Source organism: Daeguia caeni (genome assembly GCF_042653845.1).
GTDB classification, from domain to species: domain Bacteria; phylum Pseudomonadota; class Alphaproteobacteria; order Rhizobiales; family Rhizobiaceae; genus Brucella; species Brucella caeni.
The window spans coordinates 31,331-54,533 of sequence record NZ_JBHSEL010000001.1 but is presented as its reverse complement, the minus strand read 5'-3'; the positions used below and the strand labels follow the sequence as shown (position 1 = coordinate 54,533).

Genomic DNA, 23,203 nt, shown 5'->3' with positions numbered 1-23,203 from the left:
TTCCGATTATCGATCCATCTCTGTCCGGTCTTTGCTGGCAGGATTCCTGATGGAAGACAATCATATTGGAAGATAGTCATATGGCGCCTATCGTCGAGCATTTTGCCTTTTTGACCAGCCTGGAAGGCTGGGCAGCCCTTGTAACCCTGGTGGCGATGGAGGTTATCCTCGGCATCGACAATCTGATTTTCATTTCCATCCTGACCAACAAGCTGCCGCTCACGCAACAGGCGCGCGCAAGGCGGATCGGCATTGGTGCGGCCCTGATCCTGCGTCTGGCGCTACTGTTTACGATTTCCATCATCGTGCAACTGAAAGAGCCGCTGTTTCATGCCTTTGACCATGGTTTTTCCTGGCGCGACATCATACTGATTGCCGGCGGCCTGTTCCTGGTCTGGAAGGCGACCAAGGAAATCCACCACTCTGTGGATCCGGTCGACAACAAGGAAAAGCTTGGGCGTTCGGTGGCCGGTCTCACGGTTGGGGCCGCAATCATGCAGATCCTGTTGCTGGATCTCGTTTTCTCGGTGGATTCCATCATTACCGCGGTCGGCATGACAGATGAGATTGTCATCATGGTCATTGCCGTGATTGTGGCTGTGATGGTGATGCTTTTGGCCGCCGAACCCCTGTCGCGTTTCATTGCCGCCAATCCGACCATCATCATGCTGGCGCTCGGCTTTTTGCTCATGATTGGCACGACGCTGATTGCCGAAGGCTTCGGCTATCACGTGCCCAAGGGCTATATCTATGCCGCGATGGGATTCTCGGCGATGGTGGAGGCATTGAACATGCTGGCACGGCGCAAGCAAAAGGGGGGTGGCTCGACGAGCGTCGATTAGGACGCACAAGGCTTGCAGGCATTGACCACCCTGTCACGAGGGTGGTCATTTATTCTTGTATGGGCAAAGTTTTCAGCGGCTGTCGTCGTGCACAGATCAAACCATTCGCAGCCATGACAGGCCTTGCGGATTGCGCCTTCGGCAAAGGCCCTGCGTAACAGCGCAAGCTGTCTGCCATCCAGCACCATTTCCGTGCCGGATTGCAGTGTGCGGCCAAGCAGGGGGCTTATGGCTGCAAGCGCCAGCCTGTCGCGCCGGGTGACGCTTTCATTATGACAGTGACCGGACGAGGAAGCGCCCCCTCGGCAAAGAGGCGCACAGATGTCGTCCGGTCCATCCACGAGACGGATTGTCTCCCTGTTGTTGAGGCGTTCGGCAATGACATCAAAATTCTGAACGAATTCAGGCGAATAGCCATTGCCGCGATAGCTCAGCATGCAGAGCAGGTGATGGCCGCGCAGGCTTAGCACAGGTTTTTCCGCATCAGCTGCGTGTTGCGGCCTTCAGCATGGCTGCGCCAAGTGCCGATTTGATGAGTCCGCCCAGCAGGAAGGGCGTTACGCCGAAAGCGATGGCCTTTTCAATGCCGATCAATGCGGCAAGCCAGGCCGCGCCGATGACAAGGCAGAGGGCGTTGGCAAGCAGGAAGGCGAGGAAGGCAAGCGCCACACGCCTTCCATTCCAGCCACGTTCGGCAAGGAAGCCCGTGACTGCGGCAATGATCGGGAAGGAGACGAGATAGCCGGCCGTTGGCCCGGCAAAATGTGCGACTCCGCCAGCGCCGCCCGCCAGAACCGGAAAGCCGACGAAGGCTTCCGCAAGCCAGGCCAGAACCGTTGTTGTGCCAAGGCGTGCGCCATAAATCGCGCCAACCATGGGTACGACCAGCGTTTGCAGCGTGATGGGAACCGGGATCATCGGCACTTCAATCCGGGAGGTGATGGCAAGCACCAGCGTGCCGAACAGGACAGCGAAGATCTTAACCGCAAGGCTGCGCGATTGCAGGTTGAGCGGGCTGAAAGATTTTGTCTGGGTCAGTGCGGTCATGGTTTCCTCGAATTATAGATAATTTTTGAATCATCGATTCAACTATCAAACAAATATAGATAATATTGCAAGAAAAAATGGAGAGATGGGCCGATTGGTTGTGCTTCTGATTTGATTATCAATAAATGACGGGATGATTATCTATAAAATTATAGAATGTGCCTGTGCAGGGGGCGCTGCCCGGCAAGCGGACGTGTCGCGAGAAAGCAAGTTTGCAGGGCCAGCAATGGCATCGGGCGCATCTTCTGCCGCCGCAGGACTTTCCGGTGCCGCGTCTTTCGCCACGACACGCGTCGCTATTTTCCTGCCATCGCCTTCATCGCCACAACCAGCATATGGCGGTACAATTCAGGCCAAAGCCGCAAGCATGAGCGTGCCAACCTGCAGTCTGTGATATTGATCTGTTCGATGCTGCAAGATCCATCCGTGCGCATTCGGCAGGGGTGTATGGAAGCGGCTGCCTTCATGTCTCATGGCTGGAATGTCAGGGGCGTGCAGAAAGGCGTTCGGGTCCGTGGCGATTGGTTCGGCAGATCATATCGGCCTGCGCGAGTGGTTGGCTGCCGCCGGATGATTGCGCAATGCCCGCTTTGGGGCTGTTCTTCTGTCCTGCAGGGAAGACATGCACAGGCGCAAGGCTTGCATGATGCAGCATTAAGGTTTGGAGAAGACGTGGGGGCGGTTCCTGTGTTCAGGTTTTTCATGGGAGTTTTATTCCCATCTGCACCGAACGCTTCAGAAACACTCAAGGAGTTCAGGATCAGTCTGGTGCCTTCCCGGCGTGACGTCGAAGACCAGCCGAAACAGTGTGATGAAGGCGCTCACATTGTTATAGCCTGAATCCAGCGCCACGGCGGTCACGGATTGACCGGCTGCCAGTAATTCCAGAGCCCGCAGCAGACGCACCGTTGACGCCATTCGCTGAAGCTGGCCCCGGTTTCGCGACCAAACGGCGGCTGGCTCAAGGGCTTTCGCGGCATCGCAACCCGCTATAACGGGCAGATCTTTTGTCAGATGTCAGCAGCGTCGCGGCAATCACTTTCGGGCAAATTGCGTTTCGTGGCTAGCCCACAATCGCGAAGGCGTCCCGCGTCTGGCCGGAGGCCGTCTTGACCGGGCGGTGGCCAATCCATTGCACATGGCGTGCCAATATGGTGGCAGCGCTTTCGACATCCTGTTTGCGCAAGGCGGCCAGAATGGCGCGATGGTCGTGATCGGTGCGTACTTCCCATTCCGAGCGCCATGTCGCAAACAGGAAACGCGCGCTTGCGGCATGCAGATCATCGATTGCCGCCATCAGGCGTGGCATGTTGCATGGCGCAAGGATCAGGCGATGGAATTTGCGGTTTGCTTCTTCCCAGCTTCTGACATCGCTTGATCTGTCGCCTTCGATGGCTGCCTTTTCAGCGGCGTCGAGGATCGCACGGGTAAGGTTGGGTGCGGCATGGCGCAAGGCCAGGACTTCAAGTGCGGCGCGCATTTCGGCCACTTCGCGGATTTCGCTGATGTCAAATGCGGCGACACGCACGCCGCGCCGCGGTTCGGATACGGCCAAACCTTGCGCTTCCAGCCGCCGGAAGGCCTCGCGCACCGGCACATGGCTGGTCGCAAATTCTTCTGCTATATGATCTTGCCGCAATCTGGTGCCGGGCTCGATCGTACCGGCAATGATACGGTCGGCGAGGATGCGGCTGATGCGGGCGGCGATGGTTTCGGATGCGTGCTTGGTCATGATTTATAGATAATCAGATGCACGGGCTTCGTCGAGCCTGATCGGCACTGGCCTGTTTTCTTTTAAATATGAGGGATTTCGCGATTTTCTGAAATTTCGGCCGTTATACAATACGGCTCTTGCACTTTACGAACCACGCTCAATTTCTTATAACGCCGCCATTCTCTGCACGGAAAGCGCGGCGGCGGACTTGCGCGCCCATTCTCCATCAGGCGAACAGCTTTCCGCATGCGCTGCCAATTAACAGAACAGGGGTGCCATGGCTGGCCATTCACAGTTTAAGAACATCATGCACCGCAAGGGGCGTCAGGACGCCATGCGGTCGAAGATCTTTTCCAAGCTTGCGCGCGAAATCACGGTTGCTGCAAAGCAGGGTCTGCCTGATCCTGCGATGAACCCGCGCCTGCGTCTGGCGGTCCAGAACGCCAAGGCGCAGTCCATGCCAAAAGAAAACATTGAACGCGCCATCAAGAAGGCTTCCGGCAATGATGCGGAAAACTATGATGAAGTGCGTTATGAAGGTCGCGGCCCGGGCGGTGTTTCGGTGATCGTTGAGGCGCTGACCGACAACCGCAACCGCACCGCATCGAATGTGCGCGCTGCCTTCACCAAGGCGGGCGGTTCGCTCGGCGAAACCGGGTCTGTTTCCTTCATGTTCGATCGCGTTGGCGAAATCGTCTACAAGCCGGAAGTCGGTGATGCCGACAAGGTGATGGAAGCTGCCATCGAGGCAGGCGCGGACGATGTGCAGAGCGATGAAAACGGTCACGTCATCATCTGCGCATTTGAAAGCATCGGTGAAGTTTCCAAGGCGCTCGAAGCCGCACTGGGCGAAGCAGAATCGATCAAGACGATCTGGAAGCCGCAGACCTATACCGAACTTGACGAGGAAAAGGCACGCTCCGTGCTGAAGCTTCTCAGCGTTCTCGAAGAAGATGATGACGTCCAGAACGTCTACACCAACTTTGAAGTCAGCGACGAAATCATGGAAAAGCTGAGCGCCTGATTGGCCAGACGCTGGATTCTGAAACTCCCGGCCAGATGGCCGGGAGTTTTTTGTTGGTTGATGCCTTCCGCAGGCAATAAAAAACCCCGCCGAAGGCGGGGCTTTTCGTTGGCAAGATCTGGATCAGAGGCCGAGATTGCCGAAACGGTTCTTGAACTTGGAAACGCGACCGCCGCGGTCAACGATGGTCTGGGCACCGCCGGTCCAGGCTGGATGAGTGGTCGGGTCGATATCGAGGTTCATCGTATCGCCTTCCTTGCCCCAGGTCGAACGGGTCAGGTATTCGGTGCCATCGGTCATCACGACCTTGATGGTGTGGTAATCGGGATGGATATTGGCTTTCATTGTCTTATTCCTGAAAGTCGGCGCCAAGGCGCATTCTGAATATGATCCAGACTGCGGCACTTCCGCCCAATGGCAATTATGAAGACCCGTTACACACGCAACGGCTTCCAAAAGGGTTGCCGAGCCTATACATCAGGCGCACGCTAATAACAAGGGCGCAATCCGAAGAATGGCAGAACGATCTGATCAAATTCGCACAAATACGCAATCTTCTCCGCTTTCAACAGGTGAACAGATGCCGCGCAAGCGTCGTTCCCTGAAGCCGTTGAAGCGTATGGCACCATTCATTGGCCGCTATAAGGGTCTGGTGGCTGGCGCCCTGTTGTCACTGGTGGCGGCGGCATTGAGCACGCTTGCCGTCCCGGTTGCCGTGCGGCGGATGATTGATCACGGCTTCAGCGGCTCGGATGCGGTGTTCGTCAATAATTATTTCGGCATGCTGGTGCTGTTGGCCTTCTTTCTGGCGGTGGCCTCAGGCCTGCGCTATTTTTTCGTCATCACGCTGGGCGAGCGTGTGGTGGCGGACCTGCGCAATGCGGTCTTTTCCCATGTCAGCTCCTTGTCGCCTGAATTTTTTGACCGTTCGCAATCGGGCGAGATCGTCTCACGTCTTGCGGTTGATACCACGCAGATCAAATCCGTTGTCGGGGCAACAGCCTCTGTGGCGCTGCGCAACCTGATTCTCGGCCTTGGTGCGCTTGCCATGATGGTGGTGACAAGCCCGAAGCTTTCGGCGTTGGTGATCGTGGCCATTCCGGTGATTGTCGTTCCGCTGATTGCCTTTGGCCGTTCCGTGCGCCGCCGCTCGCGCATGACGCAGGACATGTTGGCCAGAGCCAATTCCTATGCCAGTGAACAGATCGGCGCGATGCGCACCGTGCAGGCCTTTACCCATGAGGACAGGGCGGTTGGCCGTTTTGCCCGTGCGGTGGAAGATGCCTATGCGGCGGCGCGTTCTTCCGTGACGGCGCGCGCATTGTTGACGTCCTTTGCGATCTTTCTGGTCTTCTCCAGCGTGGTCGCCGTGCTGTGGTTTGGCTCGCGCGATGTCCTGTCAGGTGCCATTTCTGCCGGCACGCTGGGGCAGTTCGTGCTCTATGCCGTGTTTGCGGCAAGTTCTTTCGGTGCACTGTCGGAAGTGGGCGGTGAGCTTGCGCAGGCTGCCGGTGCAACCGAGCGTCTGGCCGAAATTCTCGATGAAAAGCCCGGCATTGTCTCCCCCGCCCATCCGGTACGCCTGCCAGAGCCGGCTCGTGGCGAAATTGTCTTCGACAATGTGCATTTCTCCTATCCGACCCGGCCGGAGGCGCCTTCGCTCAATGGTGTGAGCTTTACCGTCAGCTCGGGCGAGACAGTGGCCATTGTCGGCCCTTCAGGGGCGGGCAAGAGTACGGTCTTTGCCCTGGTCATGCGCAATTATGATCCGCAATCGGGCCGGATCCTGCTTGATGGCGTGGCGCTGCCGGATGCAGATCCTAAGGATGTGCGCTCGCGCATTGCGCTCGTGCCGCAGGATGTGACGATTTTTGCAACGAGCGTGCGTGAAAACATTGCCTTTGGCCGCCCCGATGCCAGCGATGCCGAGATCGTGGCGGCGGCGAAGGCTGCCCTTGCGCATGACTTCATCATGGCACTCGACAATGGCTATGATACGGAAGTGGGTGAGCGCGGGGTTACGCTTTCCGGCGGCCAGCGCCAGCGCATTGCCATCGCGCGGGCAATCTTGCGCGATGCGCCGGTGCTGCTGCTGGATGAGGCAACTTCTGCCCTTGATGCGGAAAGCGAGATGCTGGTGCAACAGGCGCTTGATGGGCTGATGCAGGGCCGCACGACGCTGGTCGTCGCGCATCGTCTGGCGACCGTGCTGAAGGCAGATCGCATTCTGGTGCTCGATCACGGACGCATTGTCGAGGAAGGCAATCATCAAAGCCTTGTTGCCAGGGGCGGTATCTATGCTCGTCTGGCCAAGCTGCAATTTGATACAGGCGCGGAAGCCTTTGGCTCTGAAGAACAGGAATGTCGAAAGGGCTGATCGGATGGATCAGCTCTTTCTTACATGAGGATCAGACTCGAATCCCTTGTTTTCAGACTCTTAAATGTCCGGAGGGTGGTCTGAACGCAAGCTTGATGTTCTAACGTTCTGTCAGTTTCAGCTCGATGCGGCGGTTACGGGCGCGGGCCTCGGGCGTATCGCTCGTATCCAGCGGCTGATATTCGCCAAAGCCGGCGGCCACCAGGCGATTGGCCGGAACGCCATTGGCAATCAGGAATTTGACCACGGCCGTGGCGCGTGCCGACGACAATTCCCAGTTGTCCTGAAACTTGCCGGTGCCGGTCAGGGGCACATTGTCGGTATGGCCATCCACCCGCAGCACCCAGTTGATATCGCTTGGGATTTCCTGATTGAGCGCGATAAGCGCATCCGCCAGCTTCTTCAGCTCTGCCTGACCGGCCGGATTGATTTCGGCTGAACCAGTTGGAAACAGCACTTCCGACTGGAACACAAAGCGGTCGCCGACAATGCGGATATTCTCCTTGTCAGAGAGAATCTCGCGCAGCCGGCCGAAGAAATCGGAGCGATAGCGGTTCAGTTCCTGCACGCGCTGGGCAAGCGCCACATTGAGGCGCCGCCCAAGATCGGCAATCTTGGCATTGGATTCCCTGTCGCGCGCTTCGGATGCGTTCAATGCTTCTTCAAGTGCGGCAATCTGACGGCGCAGGGCCGAAATCTGCTGATTGAGCAGTTCGACCTGACTGAGCGCACGTGCGCTGACCTGTTTTTCTGCCTCAAGCGAGGCCGACAGTTCGCCAACGCGTTTTTCGGCGGCGGCTCCCGCGCCAGCACCTTCATTGAGCAGGGACTGCAGGCGGGAGCGTTCGCTTTCGGCACTGGCAAGGGAGGCTTGCAGGGTGGCGATCGTCTCCTGCAAATCCTGACTGTTGCTGCGCTCCAGCGACAGAAGCTGGGTCAGTTCCTGAATCTGGCTGTTGAGACGGGCCAGTACGCTGTCCTTGTCATTGACTTCCTGGCTCAGAATGAACTGCGCCAGGACAAAGACCGTCAGCAGAAACATGATGGCCAGAAGGAGCGTCGTCAGGGCATCAACGAAGCCCGGCCAGTAATCGATATGGCGTTGTGGTTTGCGATTGCGGGCGAGCGCCATCGGGCCTACTCCGCCTTGTCGTTGTGCATGTGCTGGTCGCTGGCCGCAAGCAGGCGTGACAGGCGCTCCAGCGTTGCGCGCATGGCCTTTTGCTCTTCTGCCTGTTTTTCGACCCAGTCGCGCATCATCTGCTGTTCGCTGCGCATGTTCTTGACGAGCCCCTGTATGCCCTCGGCCAGACTGGCAAGGGCTGCCGTGGTGCGATGGGACGAGGCTTCCGTTCCCTGCAGGCTTTGCAGGCGGTCAGCAAGCAGGCGCAGTTCTTCATTATTGCCATAGTCGGCATTGATGTCGGAGCCCAGATCCGTCACCGACGACAGCCAGTTTTCCAGTTCGGTATAGAAGCGGTTCTGGGCACGGCCTGCTTGAAGATCAAGAAAGCCAAGAATAAGCGAGCCGGAAAGGCCGAACAATGATGAGGAAAAGGCCGTGCCCATGCCGGAAAGCGGAGCCTGCAGACCGGCTTTCAGCGAATCAAGGATGCTGTTTGTGTCGCCTGCTTCCGCGCTCAGGGACTGGATCGTATGTCCGATCGAACCGACGGTTTCCAGAAGTCCCCAGAACGTGCCAAGCAGGCCGAGAAAGACCAGAAGCCCGATCAGATAGCGCGATGTGTCGCGGCTTTCATCCAGGCGTGTGGCAATCGAATCGAGAATGGAGCGCATCGAGGTGGGGGAAAGCGCCATGGACTGGCGTCTGCCGATCAGCGCACGCATCGGGGCAAGCAGGACGGGCGCACGGGTGGAGCCATCCCTGTTACCCTCGCGAAACGAATTGACCCAGCGAATCTCTGGCAAAAGACGCAGAACCTGACCAAAGGCCAGCAGAATGCCAACCAGCAAAACGCCCAGAATCAGGCCGTTCAAAAGCGGGTTGGTGACGAAGAAAGTATGAATCTGCCGACTCAGGATGACAGCCAGAAAACCAACCAGAATAAGAAAGATCACCATTGACAGAATGGCGATATGCGGGCTGCTCAGGCGATAGGGATCGAAATCATAGCCAGCGTCATCACGTGCCCGAGAAGCTGTCTTGTCACTCATCCTTCATGCTCCGTACCTGTTGTCGGATGAAAGACTACTTGAAAACGAAGGCATTAGGAATCATTTGTTGAAGAAATTTTTATTCTTATCAAATTGCCGCCTAAAGCAGCAAAACACAATAAACACCATAAAATCCTGTAGTAAAAATTAACTTCAAAATTGTATATTGAATTTACCTTCATACTTTTTTACATAAGCGTCGTAATCATTATTTTAGGAAATGAATATTTAAATGGACTGGACTTTTTTGCTTACCAATATTGCTCTTGGTGCAGCCAACAAGCTGATCGAATGCATCCCGGACATCATCCACAAGTTCCTCTAATAAATAACGGTCGGCGTTATACGTCGATAGTTATTTAAAGTTCTTTTGCTTCCATCATATTATATTTCCAAGCTGATCAATTGCGCTTCACGTGTCAATTGATGACAGAGATATATGGGGCGGATGAACAATGGCCGAACCTGTTCAGGGTTCGGCCATATTTTATTTTTTGTCTGATCAGATGGGTTTCTTGATCGTCTTCAGCAGGGCGCGGTGAATGGCCTCATTGCCGGCGACGATGTTCCGGGTGGTGAACATGTCCTGTCCGCCGTTCTTGTCGGAGAGGAAACCGCCAGCCTCGCGCACCATGATGATGCCTGCGGCCATATCCCATGGTGACAGGCCGTCTTCCCAGAAACCATCGAGACGGCCAGCGGCAACCGATGCCAGATCAAGCGCTGCGGCTCCCATGCGGCGCACACCAGAGACTTCCGCCATGACATTGCGCAGTTCAACCAGATAATGGCCATGATGGCCGACGCCCAGATGCGGGATGCCGGTGCCGATGACGGCATCGACCAGCTTGGTGCGGGCGGCAACGCGCAGGCGGCGGTCATTCAGGAAGGCGCCACCACCACGTTCGGCAGTGTAAAGCTCATCCAGAGCCGGATTGTAGATGACGCCGGCAACGATCTGTCCCTGACGCTCAAGCGCGATCGAGACTGCGAAGAAGGGAATGCCATGCAGGAAATTGGTGGTGCCATCGAGCGGATCAACGATCCAGCGATGCTGCCCGTCCTTGGCTGCGATCTCACCGCTTTCTTCCATCAGAAAGCCGTAATCGGGACGAGCGCGACTCAATTCCTGAAAGATGATTTTTTCGGCGCGATGATCAGCCTGGCTGACATAATCGCCTGGCCCCTTGAGCGAGACCTGCAGGTTCTGTACTTCGCCGAAATCACGCGCAAGGCTGCGCCCGGCCTTCATGGCGGCCTGAACCATAACATTGAGAAGGGCTGAACGAGCCATTTTCTGATCGTCCTCTGGAATTGAGCAGTTTGTAAAAGAACCGTCGCGGTGCCGTCATGGCAGCCGGACCGCGGCGCCAATTGTGGCTGGCGCCGCCGGGATTTTCAATCAACGAACAGGCGCGCTTGTCATGCGCGGCTTACATAGGTGATTTCGTTGGTGTCAACGATGATGCGTTCGCCAGCTTCAATGAATGGCGGAACGAGAATGCGGATACCGTTTTCCAGCACGGCCGGCTTGTAGGAGGAGGCTGCGGTCTGGCCCTTGACGACCGGATCGGCCTCGGTGATCGTCAGCGTGACCTGATCCGGCAGATGGATGCCGATCGGCTTTTCTTCGTAGAGTTCGACCGTGACCATCATGCCGTCCTGCAGGAAGGCAGCGCGGTCGCCAACGAAGTCCTTCTGCAGCTCAAGCTGTTCATAGGTTTCGGTATCCATGAAAATCAGCGAGTCGCCCTGTTCATAGAGGAAAGAGAAATCCTTCTGTTCAAGACGGACACGCTCGACGGTTTCAGCGGCGCGGAAGCGTTCATTGAGCTTGGTGCCGTTGATGATGTTCTTCAGTTCGACCTGATTGTAAGCGCCGCCCTTGCCAGGCTTGACTGCATTGCACTTGACGGCAACCCAAAGGCTGCCATCATGCTCGATGACATTGCCTGGGCGGATTTCGTTACCATTGATCTTCATGCGTTTGATCCGGGACTGATGTGAAACATTAGCGGTTCGTCTGAAAAAATCAGAAGCGATCGACCGGCAATTTCCGACGATCATGCTGTCCTGACCCGAACCACGACAATCGGCGTTTCCAAGACCATAAAAAGCCGCTTTGCGCAAGACTTGCGGGCAGAACTTGCCATCACTTGCGATAAAAATCCGTCTTAAATTAACGGATATCGAGTTTGTTTGCCGTTTCGATCGCCTGTTTGATCTGTTCGTCGTCCAGTCCGTCCATCATGTCGTTGAGGTCTGGAGCGCGATAGCCGGCGCGCTGGGCGACAATATACCAGGCAGCGGCCTTGACCAGATCGCCTTCCGTGCCAAGCCCGTCACGATAAAGCCGGGCAAGAGAGGCCTGTGCGGCAACAAGGCCGCGGCGGGCGGCTGCCGCCGTCCATTTGAAGCCTGCCTCATAATTGCGTTCGCCGCCGCGGCCTGTCACCAGCCATTCGCCGAGATCATATTGCGCGGTGTCATAGCCCTTGATGGCTGCCTGCAACAGATAGGCGCGAGCCCTATTGTCGTCGCGGGCAATCTTGTCGGTGCCATTGGCATAGATCTGGCTCAGGGCATATTGCGCATCGGCAAGATTGGCTTCTGCCGCCTTTTCAAACCACGGGAATGCGAGGTCGAGGCCGGCCTTGCCCGGTGTCTTGAGCATCAGCATCTGGGCATAGTTGAACTGCGCCATGGGGTTGCCGGCTTCGGCTGCCTTTTTCATGTAGAATTCAGCCTTTTGCGGATCCTTGGGCACATATTTGCCCTGAAGCAGCATGGCAGCATAACGGAACTGGGCTTCCCGCTGGCCCTGCTCGGCGGCTTTGGCATACCATTCGGCAGCCTTGGTCTGGTCTGCAGGAACACCAAGGCCACGGGCATAGATTTCGGCAATCAGCGTCTGGGAAGCCGGATCGCCCTGCTCGGCCTTCGGTCTGGCGAGGTTGAATGCGGTCAGATAAAGACCGCGCTGATAGGCGCCAAAGGCTTCATCCGGCACCTTGTCGCCAAAACGGTGCGGGTCGATGGGCGGCATGGGTTCCATGGTGGCGGGCTGGCGCAGCATCACCGGCTTGTCGCCCTTGTCTGCCTGCTGCTTCTTGTCTGGGGCTTGCGTGTCCTGTCTGGTTTGGCTTTGCGATCCGGCAGGCTCGGCAGCGGCAGGTGTCATGGCAGGCATGGCCAATGACAAGGCTGTCGTGAGCAATATCTTCGCCTTCATGCTTGTTCCTGAATCACGTTTCATTGCGGACGTTTCAGCTCTCAAATCGTGGCGCCCTCTCATCAAGAAGCCGGTTGGCCTCGGCAACGGCCATGGCGGGATCGGGCGCATCAAAGACTGCGCGGCCAAGTGCGACGAAGTCTGCGCCGGTTTCAGCGGCTGCGACGATGCCTTGCAGGTCGCTGCCTGCCTGAACGATGCACGGAATTTCGATCATTGCCGCCCACCATTCGGCCAGCGACAGATTGCGCGGATGGGCGTCCGGCTTGTTGTCCGCGCCGATCTTGCCAAAGAAGACATAATCGGGCTGCAATTCGCCAATTTCCATGGCGGTATGGCGGTCGCGAAGATTGCCGCTGCCGACGATCATCCTGGGCGAATGTTTCTGAAGGGTTTCGGCCACATCCTCGGCCTTGCCTTCAATGTGGACGCCATCGGCGCCAACGCGTCCGGCAATGCGCGTATCATTGATGATCAGCGCCGCAGCCCCGGCCTGCTGGATGATCGGCACGGCCTGTTCGGCAACCGTCTGGAAGCTTGCCTCATCAAGTCCGTTTGAATCGAGAATGACACTTGCGACATCGCCGCCGGAAAGGGCTGAGGCCAATAATTCCGCCAGTTTGCTGCCATGCTCAAGCGGTGGCGCAACCAGCACGATGCGGCAACGTTCAGATTGAGGATTGGTCGTGTTCATGGTCGCAACCTAACGTGAAAATCATGATGGAATTCGGGCATAGATTAACTATGCCGCAAAGAACAGCTTTTTTGCATTCCGGCAGGCCTTTGCTGTCGATTTGTTATCAGTGTGAACCAAAGTTGATTGGCGCGCTCTCTGTTTCTGCCACGATAGCACTATATAAGGCGGAAATATTGCGAATGAGGCACGGCTGGCGGTTGGGTAGGAAGCCAACATGATGTTGGGAATGCGCGCCTGACGGCAAGCCAGGAAACGAAGAATGGAACGCGCGGTCTTCCCGATCCAGCGCCGTTCCAGACAGGATAGGCAGTAACGCAGATGACAAATGCAGTTGGACGGCCAACGTTGCCTGCAACGGTAAAGGCACGCGACACACGTATTGACGTCTTTCGCGCGCTTGCGCTGTTGACGATCTTTGTCAATCACGTGCCGGGTACGATCTACGAGCATTTCACCCATCGCAATTTCGGTTTTTCCGATTCTGCGGAAGCCTTTGTGCTGATTTCCGGCATTGCCGTCGCGCTTGCCTATGGCAGCAGGTTCGTGGCCGGCAACAGGCTGCTGCTGTCGTTGAAGATGTGGCGTCGTGCTGGTGTGCTCTATACCGCGCATATCATGACGACCATGGCGACCATTGCCATTTTTGCGTCCGCGGCGATCTTCCTCAAGCGCACCGAGCTGCTCAACGAGATCAATATCGGCCCACTGGTCAAACAGCCGGTTGAGGCTCTGTTCGGCCTTGTCCTGCTTGGTCATCAGCTCGGCTATAACAATATCCTGTCCATGTATGCCGTCCTGATGCTGTTTGCGCCGCTGATGCTTTTGCTTGCGCGCATCAGTCTGCCGCTGATGCTTGCCATTTCCGGAACCGTCTGGTTCCTGTCCGGCTATTACATGGTGGCGCCGGTCAATTTCCCGACCGAAGGCCAGTGGTTCCTCAATCCGCTGTCATGGCAGTTCCTGTTTGCCATCGGCATTGCCGGCATGCTTCATGTACGCCGCGGCGGAACACTGCCGCATCATCCGGCCCTGATTGCGGCGGCGGTTGCCTATCTGGTATTGGCGCTGGCATGGGTGCGCATTCCGCTGTGGGGCATTGATACGTCCATGGGCCTGCCCATGGTGCTGACCGGTTTTGACAAGACCTATCTGTCCCTGCCGCGCCTGCTGCATGTTCTGGCAATGGCCTATCTGATTGCCGTGATTCCGGCCCTGTCGAACATGGCGCGCACCCGGCCCGACAATCCGCTTGCCATTCTTGGCAAGCACTCGCTGCCGATCTTCATCGTCGGCACACTTCTGTCGATGACGGCGCAGGTCATGAAGCTGGTCAATCCGGGCGGCCTGCCTTACGACACGCTGCTGATTGCAACCGGCATCGTGGTGCAGTTTGCGCTGGCCTATTATCTGGAATGGCTGCCGAGCATTGGCTGGGGCAAGAACGGCGTTATCAAGCCGGCTGCAATTGTCGAGCCGAAGCCGGCCGATAATGCCACCACGCCGGCCGGGCACGCAGTGCCAGAGCCGGCACCTGCGCTTCGCACCGTATAGTTCCATTTTCCTCACGCTCGGAGCAGTCATTAACCATTCATTAACCCTGTGATGGTTAACTGATCCTATCCAGTTCGGCTGGATTCTGACCGAGTGGTTAGTCACTCTGTTTGACGCCTCCCTGTTAAATTCGAGAGCCGCCCTTGCGGCTCTTTTTTTGCCTGCCCAACAGGGGTTAACGGGTGGTTTGCAGCATTAACCCAAAATTAAACATATTCTTGCGCAACCGTGCATGACTGTGCACTTTGTCGTGGAGCGGTCCGTGCGGACGGTTTTCTCAGGATCATTCCCGTGTTCGAACGTCAGCACATTCGAATAATGGCGTGGGCAGACTGTCTGCGCGGCAAACAGTGATCCGCCAATCATGGCGGTGATGCAGGGTGGCAGTTGTGATTAGCGAACAGGGTCAGGTGACGGGCAATATGATCAGCCTTGCTGAGCGCATCGTTTTCTCGGACAAGTTCCGCCCGCTCTATGCCGAAGGTATGGCGATGGTGGAAGAAGCCGCGCGCTATCTCGATGGCGCAGGGCGCATTGAATCGCGCAATCTGTCGCGTGTTGCCGCTTCGCTTTATGCAACGGAATCAATGCGGTTGACCACGCGGCTGATGCAGATCGCCTCATGGCTGCTCCTGCAGCGCGCCATGCGCAATGGCGAGATGTCACGCCAGCAGGTAACGGCCGAAAAGGCCAAGGTTCGTCTGGATACCCCAAGCGCAGGCCAGGCTGCGCCCGGCTGGAGCGAATTGCCACAGGCCTTTGTTGATCTGGTCGAGCGTTCCCTGCGGCTGGAAGAGCGCATCCGCCACATGGATTGTGAAGTGCGCAATCCACAGCGCCAGCTGGCCACGGACCGGCATGGCAACCCGGTCTCACAGCAGATCGTGCTTCTGCGCACGGCCTTCGGAGTGGCTTGAACGGAATCTGCGCATCTTGTGCGTATGTTTCTCTTTTGTTCACTTTTCTGCTGTCAAGCGAACCCATCTCAAGCTAGGGTTCACTTATGAAAGAATCGATTCGCATCATTGGCATTGATCCGGGCCTGCGCCGTACCGGCTGGGGCATTGTCGAATCGCTTGGCAATTCCCTGCATTTCATTGCCTCCGGCACGGTGACTTCCGATGCCGAGCTTGATCTCGCATCACGGCTTTGCCAGCTGCATGAGGGGCTTGCAAAAGTCCTGCACATGTACATGCCGCATGAGGCAGCCGTTGAGCATACATTTGTCAACAAGGATGCGACCGCCACGCTGAAGCTTGGCCAGGCGCGCGGCATTGCCCTGCTTGCGCCAGCGCAGGCCGGTCTGCCGGTTGCCGAATATGCACCCAATGCGGTCAAGAAATCGGTGATTGGCGTGGGACACGGCGAAAAGCAGCAGATCCACATGATGGTCAAGGTTTTGCTGCCACGTGCCAACTTCGATACCAGCGATGCTGCGGATGCGCTGGCAATCGCCATCTGTCATGCGCATAACCGCAAGAGCATTGCCAATGCCAGACGCCTGAAAGAGCTTCTGGCAGGTTGAGGGGACGGGAATGATCGGCAAGCTCAAGGGAACGATTGATGAGATCGCGGAAGACCATGTCGTCATCGACGTGCATGGGGTTGGCTATGTCGCCTTCTGTTCGGCGCGAACGCTGGGTAATCTTGGCGCGGTCGGGGAAGCGGTTGTGCTGTTCATCGAAACCTATGTGCGCGAGGACATGATCCGGCTTTATGGCTTTGCCACGCAGCTTGAACGCGAATGGTTCCGCTTGTTGCAGAATGTGCAGGGCGTGGGCGCCAAGGTTGCGCTTGCCGTGCTGGGCACGCTTTCGCCATCCGAGCTTGCCAATGCGATTGCGCTGCGTGACCTTGCCATGGTGGCGCGGGCACCGGGCGTTGGCAAGAAGGTTGCCGAGCGCATCGTGACGGAACTCAAGAACAAGGCGCCCGCCTTTGCCGGCGAGGCAAGCGGCACGATCGGGCTGAAACAGGAGCTTGGCTCCGGTGTGGCGTCGACGCCGGTTGCCGATGCGGTGTCGGCTCTGGCCAATCTTGGCTATTCGCGCGATCAGGCGGCCAATGCCGTTGCCGCAGCGCTGCGCGAGGCAGGCGAGGATGCCGATTCAGCCAAGCTGATCCGGCTTGGATTGAAGGAGCTTTCGCGTTGATTGCCTTGCCTCAGGGGTGCAGGCATGCGAGGAGAGGGGCATGAGCGAACGGAATCCTCTGATTGATGTCACCAAGCGCGGTGATGAAACCGACAATACGCTGCGCCCGCAGAGCCTTGACGATTTTGTCGGGCAGGCGGCAGCGCGCGCCAATCTGAAAGTATTCATTGAAGCAGCCAAGGCGCGCGGCGAGGCGCTTGACCATGTGCTGTTTGTCGGCCCGCCGGGCCTTGGCAAGACCACGCTGGCACAGATCATGGCCAAGGAACTGGGCGTCAATTTCCGCTCGACCTCCGGGCCGGTGATCGCCAAGGCGGGCGATCTTGCTGCCTTGCTCACCAATCTCGAAGAACGTGATGTTCTGTTCATCGATGAAATCCATCGTCTGAGCCCGGCGGTTGAGGAAATTCTCTATCCGGCGATGGAGGATTTCCAGCTTGACCTGATCATCGGCGAGGGGCCGGCGGCTCGCTCGGTCAAGATCGATCTGGCAAAGTTCACGCTTGTGGCTGCCACCACGCGGCTTGGCCTGCTGACGACGCCGCTGCGCGACCGTTTCGGCATTCCGGTCCGGCTGAATTTCTATACGGTCGAGGAACTCGAATATATTGTGCGTCGTGGCGCGCGCATCCTGGGCATGGGCATTTCGCCCGATGGCGCGCTGGAAGTGGCGCGCCGCTCGCGCGGCACACCGCGTATTGCCGGACGTCTGTTGCGCCGTGTGCGCGATTTTGCGCTGGTCGCAGGAGCTGACGTGGTTGACCGCAAGATTGCGGAAGAGGCCCTGTCGCGGCTGGAAGTTGATAATCGCGGGTTTGACCAGCTTGACCGGCGTTATCTCAACATGATTGCGCGCAATTTTGGCGGTGGCCCGGTGGGGATCGAGACGATTGCCGCTGGTCTGTCCGAACCGCGCGACGCAATTGAGGATATTATCGAACCCTATCTGATCCAGCAGGGCTTCCTGCAACGCACGCCGCGTGGGCGTGTGCTGACTTCCGTGGCATGGGCGCATCTGGGGCTGACACCGCCGGCAGATAATGCGCAACAGGCGCAATTCGGTCTGTTTATGGATGATGAGTCATAAAATGGGTGATCGTGCGATCGAACGGGCCGTATCGGGTGAGCTGAAGGACGGTGTGCATCGGCTTTATGCACGCATTTATTATGCCGACACGGATTTTTCCGGCTTTGTCTATCATGGGCGCTATCTCGAATTTTACGAGCGCGGGCGCACCGATTTTCTACGCCTGCAGAATGTGCACCATATTGAGCTTGCGGAAGGCGCGCTTGGCGAGGAGATGGTCTGGGTCGTGCGTCGGATGGAGATCGATTACCGTGCGCCAGCCAGGATGGATGACCTGATCCTGATCGAAACCAGCGTGAAGGAAATTCGCGGTGCGCGCGTGATCATGCAGCAGAGAATCACCTGCGAAGGACGCCTCCTGTCAGAAGCGAGAGTGGAGGCGGTGATGATCACCAAACAGGGCCATCCGCGGCGCATTCCGGACGAATGGCGCGCCGCCTTTACCGGCACCAAATGACGGGTTGCATGCGGCGCGCTGCAATGGCGTCCCATTCGGCCAGACAGGAGCGGTTTTTGTTTTCTCAGACACACACACCCGCATTCCTGCCATATGGCGCGTAAAAGCCTGGATTTTTGCCGTCTGCCCGATGTTTTGCTTTCAAATTCGTTGCATATGCTAACGCATCTTTAACCATAATCATTCATGAGTAGGGTGATGGAATCGGTGGAAAGGCAGGTTTGTGCTGCGATGCCTTCCTTTCACCAAAATTAACCTTACAAGCCTATGAGGATTTTACAGAAAATCCAGCATGGCGCGTTTGATATGCAGAAAGCTGTAACTCGGCGCGAACGATCAGACAGTATCTGTGTAGCAAGCTTAACTTGTTTGAGCGCTTTCTTGCAAAGCGTACAGTCAGGGATTTTCGATGCCGCCCGGTCAAGAGCCGGGCGTTTGGATTCGAGGACGAAGGATCGATGGAAAATGTTGCCTTAGCGGCCCCCGCCGCGGATGTTACCCTCTGGGGTCTGTTCATGCAGGCAAACTGGGTGGTCAAGCTGGTTATGCTGGGTCTGCTCGGTGCCTCGATCTGGACCTGGGCGATTGTCTTTGACAAGGTGATTGCCTATGGGCGCGTACGCCGCGCCATTGGCCGCTTTGAAGAGGCGTTCTGGTCTGGCCAGTCGCTGGAAGAGTTGTATCGTAACTTGAGCGAGCGCCGCACCTCGGGCATGGCGTCGATTTTCATGGCGGCGATGCGGGAATGGAAAAAGTCGCTGGAAAAGGGCGCACGTTCCCCGATCGGCCTGCAGATGCGTATTGAAAAGGCCATGGATGTGGCTCTCGCGCGTGAAAGCGAAAAGCTGGAATCACGCCTTGGCTTTCTGGCGACGATTGGTTCGGCGGCGCCCTTTATCGGCCTGTTTGGTACGGTTGTTGGTATCATGACCTCGTTTCAGGCCATTGCCGCGTCGAAGAATACCAGTCTGGCGGTGGTTGCGCCGGGTATTGCGGAAGCACTTCTGGCAACGGCCATCGGTCTTCTCGCCGCCATTCCGGCCGTTATTGCCTATAACAAGCTTTCCGCCGATGCGGGCAAGATCGGGGCGCAGCTTGAAGGCTTTGCCGATGAGTTCTCCGCCATACTATCGCGCCAAATCGATGAGAAGCTGACGCCGCGTCATTGAACGCGGCTTGAGATTACGGCCAATTCAGCCTCCAGGAATATTGCAATGGGCATGTCAGTTGGAAATTCAGGAATGCAATCGGGCGGGCGTCGCAGGCGCGGCCGCAAGAAGGCACTGATGAGCGAAATCAACGTGACGCCTTTTGTTGACGTTATGCTGGTGCTGCTTATCATTTTCATGGTGTCGGCGCCGCTTCTGACCGTTGGCGTGCCGATCGACCTGCCAGATACGCAGGCCAAGGCCATGAATGCCGATACCCAGCCCATTACCGTATCGATCAATCCTGAAGGCAAGATCTATCTGCAGGAAACCGAGATCGCGATTGATGAGGTCGTGCCCAAGCTGCAGGCCATTGCCAAGACAGGCTATGAAGAGCGCATTTTCGTTCGCGGCGACAAAGCCGCTGATTACGGCACCGTGATGAAGGTCATGGCCCGTATTTCCGCCGCCGGATTCAAGAATATCGGCCTTGTGACCCTCCAGGAGCAGGATAGCTGACGTCATCATGAAGGTCGGCCTCACATCCTCTGTTGCGCTTCACACGCTGGTCATCGCGCTGGCCGTGGTCTCCTTTTCGTCGCCGAAAACCTTCGATGCGACGGATTCGGAGGCGTTTCCCGTTGATATCGTGCCGATTGAAGCGCTGTCACAGGTTCAGATAGGCGAAAAGACGGCGCCGAAGGCGGAAAAGTCGGCGCCAAAGCCGACCAGCAAGCCGCAGACCGTGCCGGAAGCGCAGAATATTGGGGATCAGGATATTGATCTTGATACGCCGCCCATGCCGGGCGACAAGCCGAAGCCGGTGGAAACAGCGGATGAACCAATGGCGCAGCCGGAACCGGTGACCAAGCCGGAGCCGAAGCCTGAGCCCAAACCGGAACCCAAGCCCGAGCCAAAACCGGAACCGAAGCCTGAACCACGGCCTGAACCAAAGCCGGAGCCTGATCCGGTGAAGGAGGCAATTGACACGCAGGCGGAAGCACCGGAACCAGATCGGCCGAAGCCGCCGGAACGTGTGCCGACCCCGCAGACCAAGCCGACGCCCCCGACCAAGACGGCGGAGAAGAAGCCGACCGAGGACGTAAAGCCGAAGAAGAATACGTCGCAGACCAGTCAGTCGAAGAATGACGCGCTGATGGATGAGGTGCAGGCGCTGCTGAACAAGCAGAAGGCGGCTGGCGGCGGTGCGAAGCGTTCGACCGATCAGGCCGCACTTGGTGGCAGGAAGAATACGGGCGGCAACAAGCTCAGCCAGACGGAAATGGATGCGCTGAAGGGCGCCATTTCCAAGTGCTGGAATGTGCCGGCCGGTGTCGCGGATGCACCGGGTCTGGTGGTGACCGTCAAGATGCGCCTGAACGAGAATGGCGAGATTGAAGGTGCGCCAGAGGTGACGTCCGGCGGTGGTGATGGTGTGGCGCGTGCTGCAGCCGAAAGCGCCAAGCGCGCCGTGTTGCGCTGTGCCCCATACAACCTGCCACGCGACAAGTATGATTCATGGAGTGAAGTGATCGTTCACTTTGATCCAAGTGACATGTTCTGATCAGGCCAGGCTTGATCACCTTGAAACTGGAGCAGTTCCAGGAAAGGTGGAAACCGGTTTTCCATCCGGAACTGCGAAATGACAATATGGTAGAGCAGTCGGAGTTTCCGTGAAAAGCTGGATTGCTCCATGCCAAGGACAAAAGAGGTCCCAAAAGATATGACTATCGGCATCAAGAAGAAGATCCGGGCAGTCTTTTCGGCTTTCGCATGTGTGATTGCCGCAAGCCTTGCCAGCACCATGCCGGCGCGTGCCGTGGTGGAAATCAATATCAACAAGGGCGTCATTGAGCCTCTGCCTATCGCCATCACCGATTTCCTGTCGGGCGACCAGCTTGGCGCCAATATCAGTGCGGTGATTGCAGCGGATCTGGAGCGCTCTGGCCTGTTTGCTCCCATCGACAAGACGGCCTTCATTGAAAAGATCTCCAATCCTGATGCCGCGCCACGGTTCGAGGACTGGAAGGTCATCAATGCACAGGCGCTGGTCACGGGCCGCATCAGCAAGCAGCCGGACGGCAGGCTGAAGGCTGAATTCCGCCTGTGGGATACGTTTGGCGGCCAGCAGCTCATTGGCCAGCAATTCTTCACCACGCCCGATAACTGGCGTCGTGTTGCCCATATCATCGCCGACGCCATCTATGAGCGTCTGACGGGCGAAAAGGGCTATTTCGACACGCGTATCGTTTTTGTTGACGAATCTGGTCCGGCGCAAAAGCGCGTCAAGCGCCTTGCGATCATGGATCAGGATGGCGCCAATGTGCGCTATCTCTCGGATGGACGCGATATTTCGCTGACTCCCCGTTTCTCGCCAAACCGTCAGGAAGTGACCTATATGTCCTTCGCCGGCGGCCAGCCGCGTGTCTATCTGCTGCAGCTTGAAACCGGACAGCGTGAGCTGGTCGGCAATTTCCCCGGCATGACCATTGCGCCGCGCTTCTCTCCGGATGGCCAGAAGGTCGTGATGAGCCTGCTGCAGGATGATGGCAGCGCCAATATCTACACCATGGATCTGCGCAATCGGCAGATCACCCGCCTGACCAACAGCCAGGCCATCGATACCAGTGCCTCCTATTCCCCGGATGGCTCACAGATCGTCTTTGCCTCTGACCGTGGCGGCCGTCCGCAGCTTTATGTCATGGGCGCTGATGGCTCCAATCCGCGCCGTATCTCGGCAGGTGACGGCAGCTATTCAACGCCGGTCTGGTCTCCGCGTGGCGACCTGATTGCCTTTACCAAACAGTCGCAGGGCCAGTTCTCGATTGGCGTGATGAAGCCGGACGGATCGGGCGAGCGCATTCTCACCTCCGGTTTCCACAATGAAGGCCCGACATGGGCGCCAAATGGTCGCGTGCTGATGTTCTTCCGCAAGGCTGCGGGTTCCGGCGGTCCACGCCTCTACACGATCGATCTGACTGGCCGCAATGAGCGCCAGATCCAGACACCGAATTTTGCATCGGATCCGGCTTGGTCGCCGTTGCTTGACTGAGAGAAACCAGGGAGACGGTTTGCGGGGGGCTTCGGTCCCCCGTCTTGTTTCGTGAAACAGCATGAAGTTCTATAGCAGTTCCAGGAAAAGTGGGTACCGGTTTTCCGCCCGGGAACTGCGCAAAGGATAAACTGCAGTTCCAGGAAAAGTGGGTACCGGTTTTCCATCCGGAGCTGCAAAACAGTTGGAGCAATTCAGGTTTTCATGAAAATCTGAATTGCTCTATGCCCGCGCAATCATCGGAGTTCATCATGCCTGTTCGTCCAGCCGCGCTTGCCCTTGCCTTCGCGCTGGACGAAGCCTCGCGGGGCATTCTGCAGGACTGGTCTGCGGCCATGCCGGTGACCCTCGCCACGTTTGCCAGTCTGATGATCTCGCAGGTGACAGCATGGGGACCGACGCGATGATCGCCATCGTCGGCAAGGAGAGGTGGAGCGCATCACGCCGCGCAACGCGTTGCTTCTCACCGCCCGAGACCTGTTCACGCTGAAGACGCTGGCCAACGCCGATCCTGACGGGCGATGGAAGAGGGCGTGCTGAACCTCAGCACTTGGGTGGAAGGACGGGATGGAAAGCCGCGATTGCGTTTCCGCGACATGGAACAATCCGGCTAAGGCGGACGATAACCGCCGTCTTTTGTCGGCCTA

25 protein-coding genes are annotated in these 23,203 nt (G+C 57.3%); 14 read left to right on the top strand and 11 right to left on the bottom strand.

Going from position 1 to position 23,203, the window contains the following annotated elements; all coding sequences use genetic code 11:
• The first annotated feature begins 80 nt into the window (after nucleotides 1-80).
• Complete coding sequence (locus ACFO1V_RS00270; protein WP_374829907.1) at nucleotides 81-842, top strand: TerC family protein; 762 nt, start codon at nucleotides 81-83, stop codon at nucleotides 840-842.
• On the opposite strand, the gene ACFO1V_RS00265 is transcribed toward ACFO1V_RS00270, so the two are convergent.
• From ACFO1V_RS00265 to ACFO1V_RS00250, 4 genes are all read right to left on the bottom strand, one after another.
• Complete coding sequence (locus ACFO1V_RS00265; protein WP_417323459.1) at nucleotides 839-1,279, bottom strand: DUF1284 domain-containing protein; 441 nt, start codon at nucleotides 1,277-1,279, stop codon at nucleotides 839-841. The genes ACFO1V_RS00270 and ACFO1V_RS00265 overlap by 4 nt on opposite strands.
• A 46-nt stretch (nucleotides 1,280-1,325) precedes the next feature.
• Nucleotides 1,326-1,889: a biotin transporter BioY gene (locus ACFO1V_RS00260; RefSeq protein ID WP_374829911.1), complete on the bottom strand. Its 564-nt coding sequence runs from the start codon at nucleotides 1,887-1,889 to the stop codon at nucleotides 1,326-1,328.
• Between the two features lie 735 nt (nucleotides 1,890-2,624).
• Nucleotides 2,625-2,807 carry a helix-turn-helix domain-containing protein gene (locus ACFO1V_RS00255; RefSeq protein WP_374829913.1) on the bottom strand — a complete coding sequence of 61 codons (183 nt, stop codon included), beginning with the start codon at nucleotides 2,805-2,807 and terminating at the stop codon, nucleotides 2,625-2,627.
• Between the two features lie 145 nt (nucleotides 2,808-2,952).
• The gene (locus tag ACFO1V_RS00250; RefSeq protein ID WP_374829915.1) at nucleotides 2,953-3,621 is read right to left on the bottom strand and encodes a GntR family transcriptional regulator; all 669 of its coding nucleotides are present in this window, start codon (nucleotides 3,619-3,621) and stop codon (nucleotides 2,953-2,955) included.
• A 259-nt stretch (nucleotides 3,622-3,880) separates the two neighbouring features.
• On the opposite strand from ACFO1V_RS00250, the gene ACFO1V_RS00245 reads away from it, so the two are divergent.
• Entirely contained in the window at nucleotides 3,881-4,627 is a 747-nt protein-coding gene (locus ACFO1V_RS00245) for a YebC/PmpR family DNA-binding transcriptional regulator (protein WP_374829917.1), read from the top strand.
• A 123-nt stretch (nucleotides 4,628-4,750) separates the two neighbouring features.
• Here ACFO1V_RS00245 and rpmE read toward each other — a convergent pair whose 3' ends face one another.
• A complete protein-coding gene (gene rpmE, locus ACFO1V_RS00240; protein WP_374829919.1) occupies nucleotides 4,751-4,972 on the bottom strand; it encodes a 50S ribosomal protein L31 in 222 nt (73 codons plus the stop codon).
• A 235-nt stretch (nucleotides 4,973-5,207) separates the two neighbouring features.
• Here rpmE and ACFO1V_RS00235 point away from each other — a divergent pair, with 235 nt between their 5' ends.
• Entirely contained in the window at nucleotides 5,208-7,004 is a 1,797-nt protein-coding gene (locus ACFO1V_RS00235; RefSeq protein ID WP_374830003.1) for an ABC transporter transmembrane domain-containing protein, read from the top strand.
• Between the two features lie 100 nt (nucleotides 7,005-7,104).
• Here the strand turns inward: ACFO1V_RS00235 and ACFO1V_RS00230 are convergent, their stop codons facing one another.
• The 6 genes from ACFO1V_RS00230 to ACFO1V_RS00205 all read right to left on the bottom strand — a co-directional run bounded on the left by ACFO1V_RS00230 (nucleotide 7,105) and on the right by ACFO1V_RS00205 (nucleotide 13,105).
• Entirely contained in the window at nucleotides 7,105-8,136 is a 1,032-nt protein-coding gene (locus ACFO1V_RS00230; RefSeq protein WP_374829921.1) for a peptidoglycan -binding protein, read from the bottom strand.
• A 5-nt stretch (nucleotides 8,137-8,141) separates the two neighbouring features.
• On the bottom strand, nucleotides 8,142-9,179 hold the full coding sequence (locus ACFO1V_RS00225; RefSeq protein ID WP_374829923.1) for a flagellar motor protein MotA: 1,038 nt from the start codon (nucleotides 9,177-9,179) through the stop codon (nucleotides 8,142-8,144).
• Between the two features lie 502 nt (nucleotides 9,180-9,681).
• The gene (locus tag ACFO1V_RS00220; RefSeq protein WP_374829925.1) at nucleotides 9,682-10,473 is read right to left on the bottom strand and encodes an inositol monophosphatase family protein; all 792 of its coding nucleotides are present in this window, start codon (nucleotides 10,471-10,473) and stop codon (nucleotides 9,682-9,684) included.
• Nucleotides 10,474-10,601: 128 nt separating this feature from the next.
• On the bottom strand, nucleotides 10,602-11,162 hold the full coding sequence (gene efp / locus ACFO1V_RS00215; RefSeq protein WP_374829927.1) for an elongation factor P: 561 nt from the start codon (nucleotides 11,160-11,162) through the stop codon (nucleotides 10,602-10,604).
• Nucleotides 11,163-11,358: 196 nt separating this feature from the next.
• Nucleotides 11,359-12,411, bottom strand: a complete 1,053-nt coding sequence (locus ACFO1V_RS00210) for a tetratricopeptide repeat protein (RefSeq protein WP_374829929.1) — start codon at nucleotides 12,409-12,411, stop codon at nucleotides 11,359-11,361.
• Between the two features lie 34 nt (nucleotides 12,412-12,445).
• Complete coding sequence (locus ACFO1V_RS00205; protein ID WP_374829931.1) at nucleotides 12,446-13,105, bottom strand: thiamine phosphate synthase; 660 nt, start codon at nucleotides 13,103-13,105, stop codon at nucleotides 12,446-12,448.
• 321 nt (nucleotides 13,106-13,426) lie between these two features.
• On the opposite strand from ACFO1V_RS00205, the gene ACFO1V_RS00200 reads away from it, so the two are divergent.
• The 11 genes from ACFO1V_RS00200 to ACFO1V_RS00150 all read left to right on the top strand — a co-directional run bounded on the left by ACFO1V_RS00200 (nucleotide 13,427) and on the right by ACFO1V_RS00150 (nucleotide 22,963).
• A complete protein-coding gene (locus ACFO1V_RS00200; RefSeq protein WP_374829933.1) occupies nucleotides 13,427-14,659 on the top strand; it encodes an OpgC family protein in 1,233 nt (410 codons plus the stop codon).
• A gap of 410 nt (nucleotides 14,660-15,069) precedes the next feature.
• Nucleotides 15,070-15,576, top strand: a complete 507-nt coding sequence (gene rcdA / locus ACFO1V_RS00195; RefSeq protein WP_374830005.1) for a protease adaptor protein RcdA — start codon at nucleotides 15,070-15,072, stop codon at nucleotides 15,574-15,576.
• 86 nt (nucleotides 15,577-15,662) lie between these two features.
• Complete coding sequence (gene ruvC / locus ACFO1V_RS00190) at nucleotides 15,663-16,184, top strand: crossover junction endodeoxyribonuclease RuvC (protein WP_374829935.1); 522 nt, start codon at nucleotides 15,663-15,665, stop codon at nucleotides 16,182-16,184.
• Between the two features lie 10 nt (nucleotides 16,185-16,194).
• Nucleotides 16,195-16,812 carry a Holliday junction branch migration protein RuvA gene (ruvA, locus tag ACFO1V_RS00185; protein ID WP_374829937.1) on the top strand — a complete coding sequence of 206 codons (618 nt, stop codon included), beginning with the start codon at nucleotides 16,195-16,197 and terminating at the stop codon, nucleotides 16,810-16,812.
• 40 nt (nucleotides 16,813-16,852) lie between these two features.
• Nucleotides 16,853-17,899: a Holliday junction branch migration DNA helicase RuvB gene (gene ruvB / locus ACFO1V_RS00180; protein ID WP_374829939.1), complete on the top strand. Its 1,047-nt coding sequence runs from the start codon at nucleotides 16,853-16,855 to the stop codon at nucleotides 17,897-17,899.
• A gap of 1 nt (nucleotide 17,900) precedes the next feature.
• Nucleotides 17,901-18,356, top strand: a complete 456-nt coding sequence (locus tag ACFO1V_RS00175) for a YbgC/FadM family acyl-CoA thioesterase (protein WP_374829941.1) — start codon at nucleotides 17,901-17,903, stop codon at nucleotides 18,354-18,356.
• A 458-nt stretch (nucleotides 18,357-18,814) separates the two neighbouring features.
• Complete coding sequence (tolQ, locus tag ACFO1V_RS00170; protein ID WP_374829943.1) at nucleotides 18,815-19,525, top strand: protein TolQ; 711 nt, start codon at nucleotides 18,815-18,817, stop codon at nucleotides 19,523-19,525.
• 45 nt (nucleotides 19,526-19,570) lie between these two features.
• Entirely contained in the window at nucleotides 19,571-20,023 is a 453-nt protein-coding gene (gene tolR / locus ACFO1V_RS00165) for a protein TolR (RefSeq protein ID WP_374829945.1), read from the top strand.
• A 7-nt stretch (nucleotides 20,024-20,030) separates the two neighbouring features.
• Nucleotides 20,031-21,068 (top strand): hypothetical protein, encoded by a 1,038-nt coding sequence (locus ACFO1V_RS00160; protein WP_374829947.1) that lies wholly within the window; start codon nucleotides 20,031-20,033, stop codon nucleotides 21,066-21,068.
• A gap of 159 nt (nucleotides 21,069-21,227) precedes the next feature.
• The gene (tolB, locus tag ACFO1V_RS00155; protein ID WP_374829949.1) at nucleotides 21,228-22,556 is read left to right on the top strand and encodes a Tol-Pal system beta propeller repeat protein TolB; all 1,329 of its coding nucleotides are present in this window, start codon (nucleotides 21,228-21,230) and stop codon (nucleotides 22,554-22,556) included.
• 251 nt (nucleotides 22,557-22,807) lie between these two features.
• Nucleotides 22,808-22,963 (top strand): hypothetical protein, encoded by a 156-nt coding sequence (locus tag ACFO1V_RS00150; RefSeq protein ID WP_374829951.1) that lies wholly within the window; start codon nucleotides 22,808-22,810, stop codon nucleotides 22,961-22,963.
• Nucleotides 22,964-23,203 lie beyond the last annotated feature (240 nt).

Coding starts and splice junctions, on each gene's coding strand:
- ACFO1V_RS00270 (WP_374829907.1), top strand. CDS start 81: ATGGCGCCTATCGTCGAGCATTTTGCCTTTTTGACCAGCCTGGAAGGC.
- ACFO1V_RS00265 (WP_417323459.1), bottom strand. CDS start 1,279: ATGCTGAGCTATCGCGGCAATGGCTATTCGCCTGAATTCGTTCAGAAT.
- ACFO1V_RS00260 (WP_374829911.1), bottom strand. CDS start 1,889: ATGACCGCACTGACCCAGACAAAATCTTTCAGCCCGCTCAACCTGCAA.
- ACFO1V_RS00255 (WP_374829913.1), bottom strand. CDS start 2,807: ATGGCGTCAACGGTGCGTCTGCTGCGGGCTCTGGAATTACTGGCAGCC.
- ACFO1V_RS00250 (WP_374829915.1), bottom strand. CDS start 3,621: ATGACCAAGCACGCATCCGAAACCATCGCCGCCCGCATCAGCCGCATC.
- ACFO1V_RS00245 (WP_374829917.1), top strand. CDS start 3,881: ATGGCTGGCCATTCACAGTTTAAGAACATCATGCACCGCAAGGGGCGT.
- rpmE (WP_374829919.1), bottom strand. CDS start 4,972: ATGAAAGCCAATATCCATCCCGATTACCACACCATCAAGGTCGTGATG.
- ACFO1V_RS00235 (WP_374830003.1), top strand. CDS start 5,208: ATGCCGCGCAAGCGTCGTTCCCTGAAGCCGTTGAAGCGTATGGCACCA.
- ACFO1V_RS00230 (WP_374829921.1), bottom strand. CDS start 8,136: ATGGCGCTCGCCCGCAATCGCAAACCACAACGCCATATCGATTACTGG.
- ACFO1V_RS00225 (WP_374829923.1), bottom strand. CDS start 9,179: ATGAGTGACAAGACAGCTTCTCGGGCACGTGATGACGCTGGCTATGAT.
- ACFO1V_RS00220 (WP_374829925.1), bottom strand. CDS start 10,473: ATGGCTCGTTCAGCCCTTCTCAATGTTATGGTTCAGGCCGCCATGAAG.
- efp (WP_374829927.1), bottom strand. CDS start 11,162: ATGAAGATCAATGGTAACGAAATCCGCCCAGGCAATGTCATCGAGCAT.
- ACFO1V_RS00210 (WP_374829929.1), bottom strand. CDS start 12,411: ATGAAGGCGAAGATATTGCTCACGACAGCCTTGTCATTGGCCATGCCT.
- ACFO1V_RS00205 (WP_374829931.1), bottom strand. CDS start 13,105: ATGAACACGACCAATCCTCAATCTGAACGTTGCCGCATCGTGCTGGTT.
- ACFO1V_RS00200 (WP_374829933.1), top strand. CDS start 13,427: ATGACAAATGCAGTTGGACGGCCAACGTTGCCTGCAACGGTAAAGGCA.
- ruvC (WP_374829935.1), top strand. CDS start 15,663: ATGAAAGAATCGATTCGCATCATTGGCATTGATCCGGGCCTGCGCCGT.
- ruvA (WP_374829937.1), top strand. CDS start 16,195: ATGATCGGCAAGCTCAAGGGAACGATTGATGAGATCGCGGAAGACCAT.
- ruvB (WP_374829939.1), top strand. CDS start 16,853: ATGAGCGAACGGAATCCTCTGATTGATGTCACCAAGCGCGGTGATGAA.
- ACFO1V_RS00175 (WP_374829941.1), top strand. CDS start 17,901: ATGGGTGATCGTGCGATCGAACGGGCCGTATCGGGTGAGCTGAAGGAC.
- tolQ (WP_374829943.1), top strand. CDS start 18,815: ATGGAAAATGTTGCCTTAGCGGCCCCCGCCGCGGATGTTACCCTCTGG.
- tolR (WP_374829945.1), top strand. CDS start 19,571: ATGGGCATGTCAGTTGGAAATTCAGGAATGCAATCGGGCGGGCGTCGC.
- ACFO1V_RS00160 (WP_374829947.1), top strand. CDS start 20,031: ATGAAGGTCGGCCTCACATCCTCTGTTGCGCTTCACACGCTGGTCATC.
- tolB (WP_374829949.1), top strand. CDS start 21,228: ATGACTATCGGCATCAAGAAGAAGATCCGGGCAGTCTTTTCGGCTTTC.
- ACFO1V_RS00150 (WP_374829951.1), top strand. CDS start 22,808: ATGCCTGTTCGTCCAGCCGCGCTTGCCCTTGCCTTCGCGCTGGACGAA.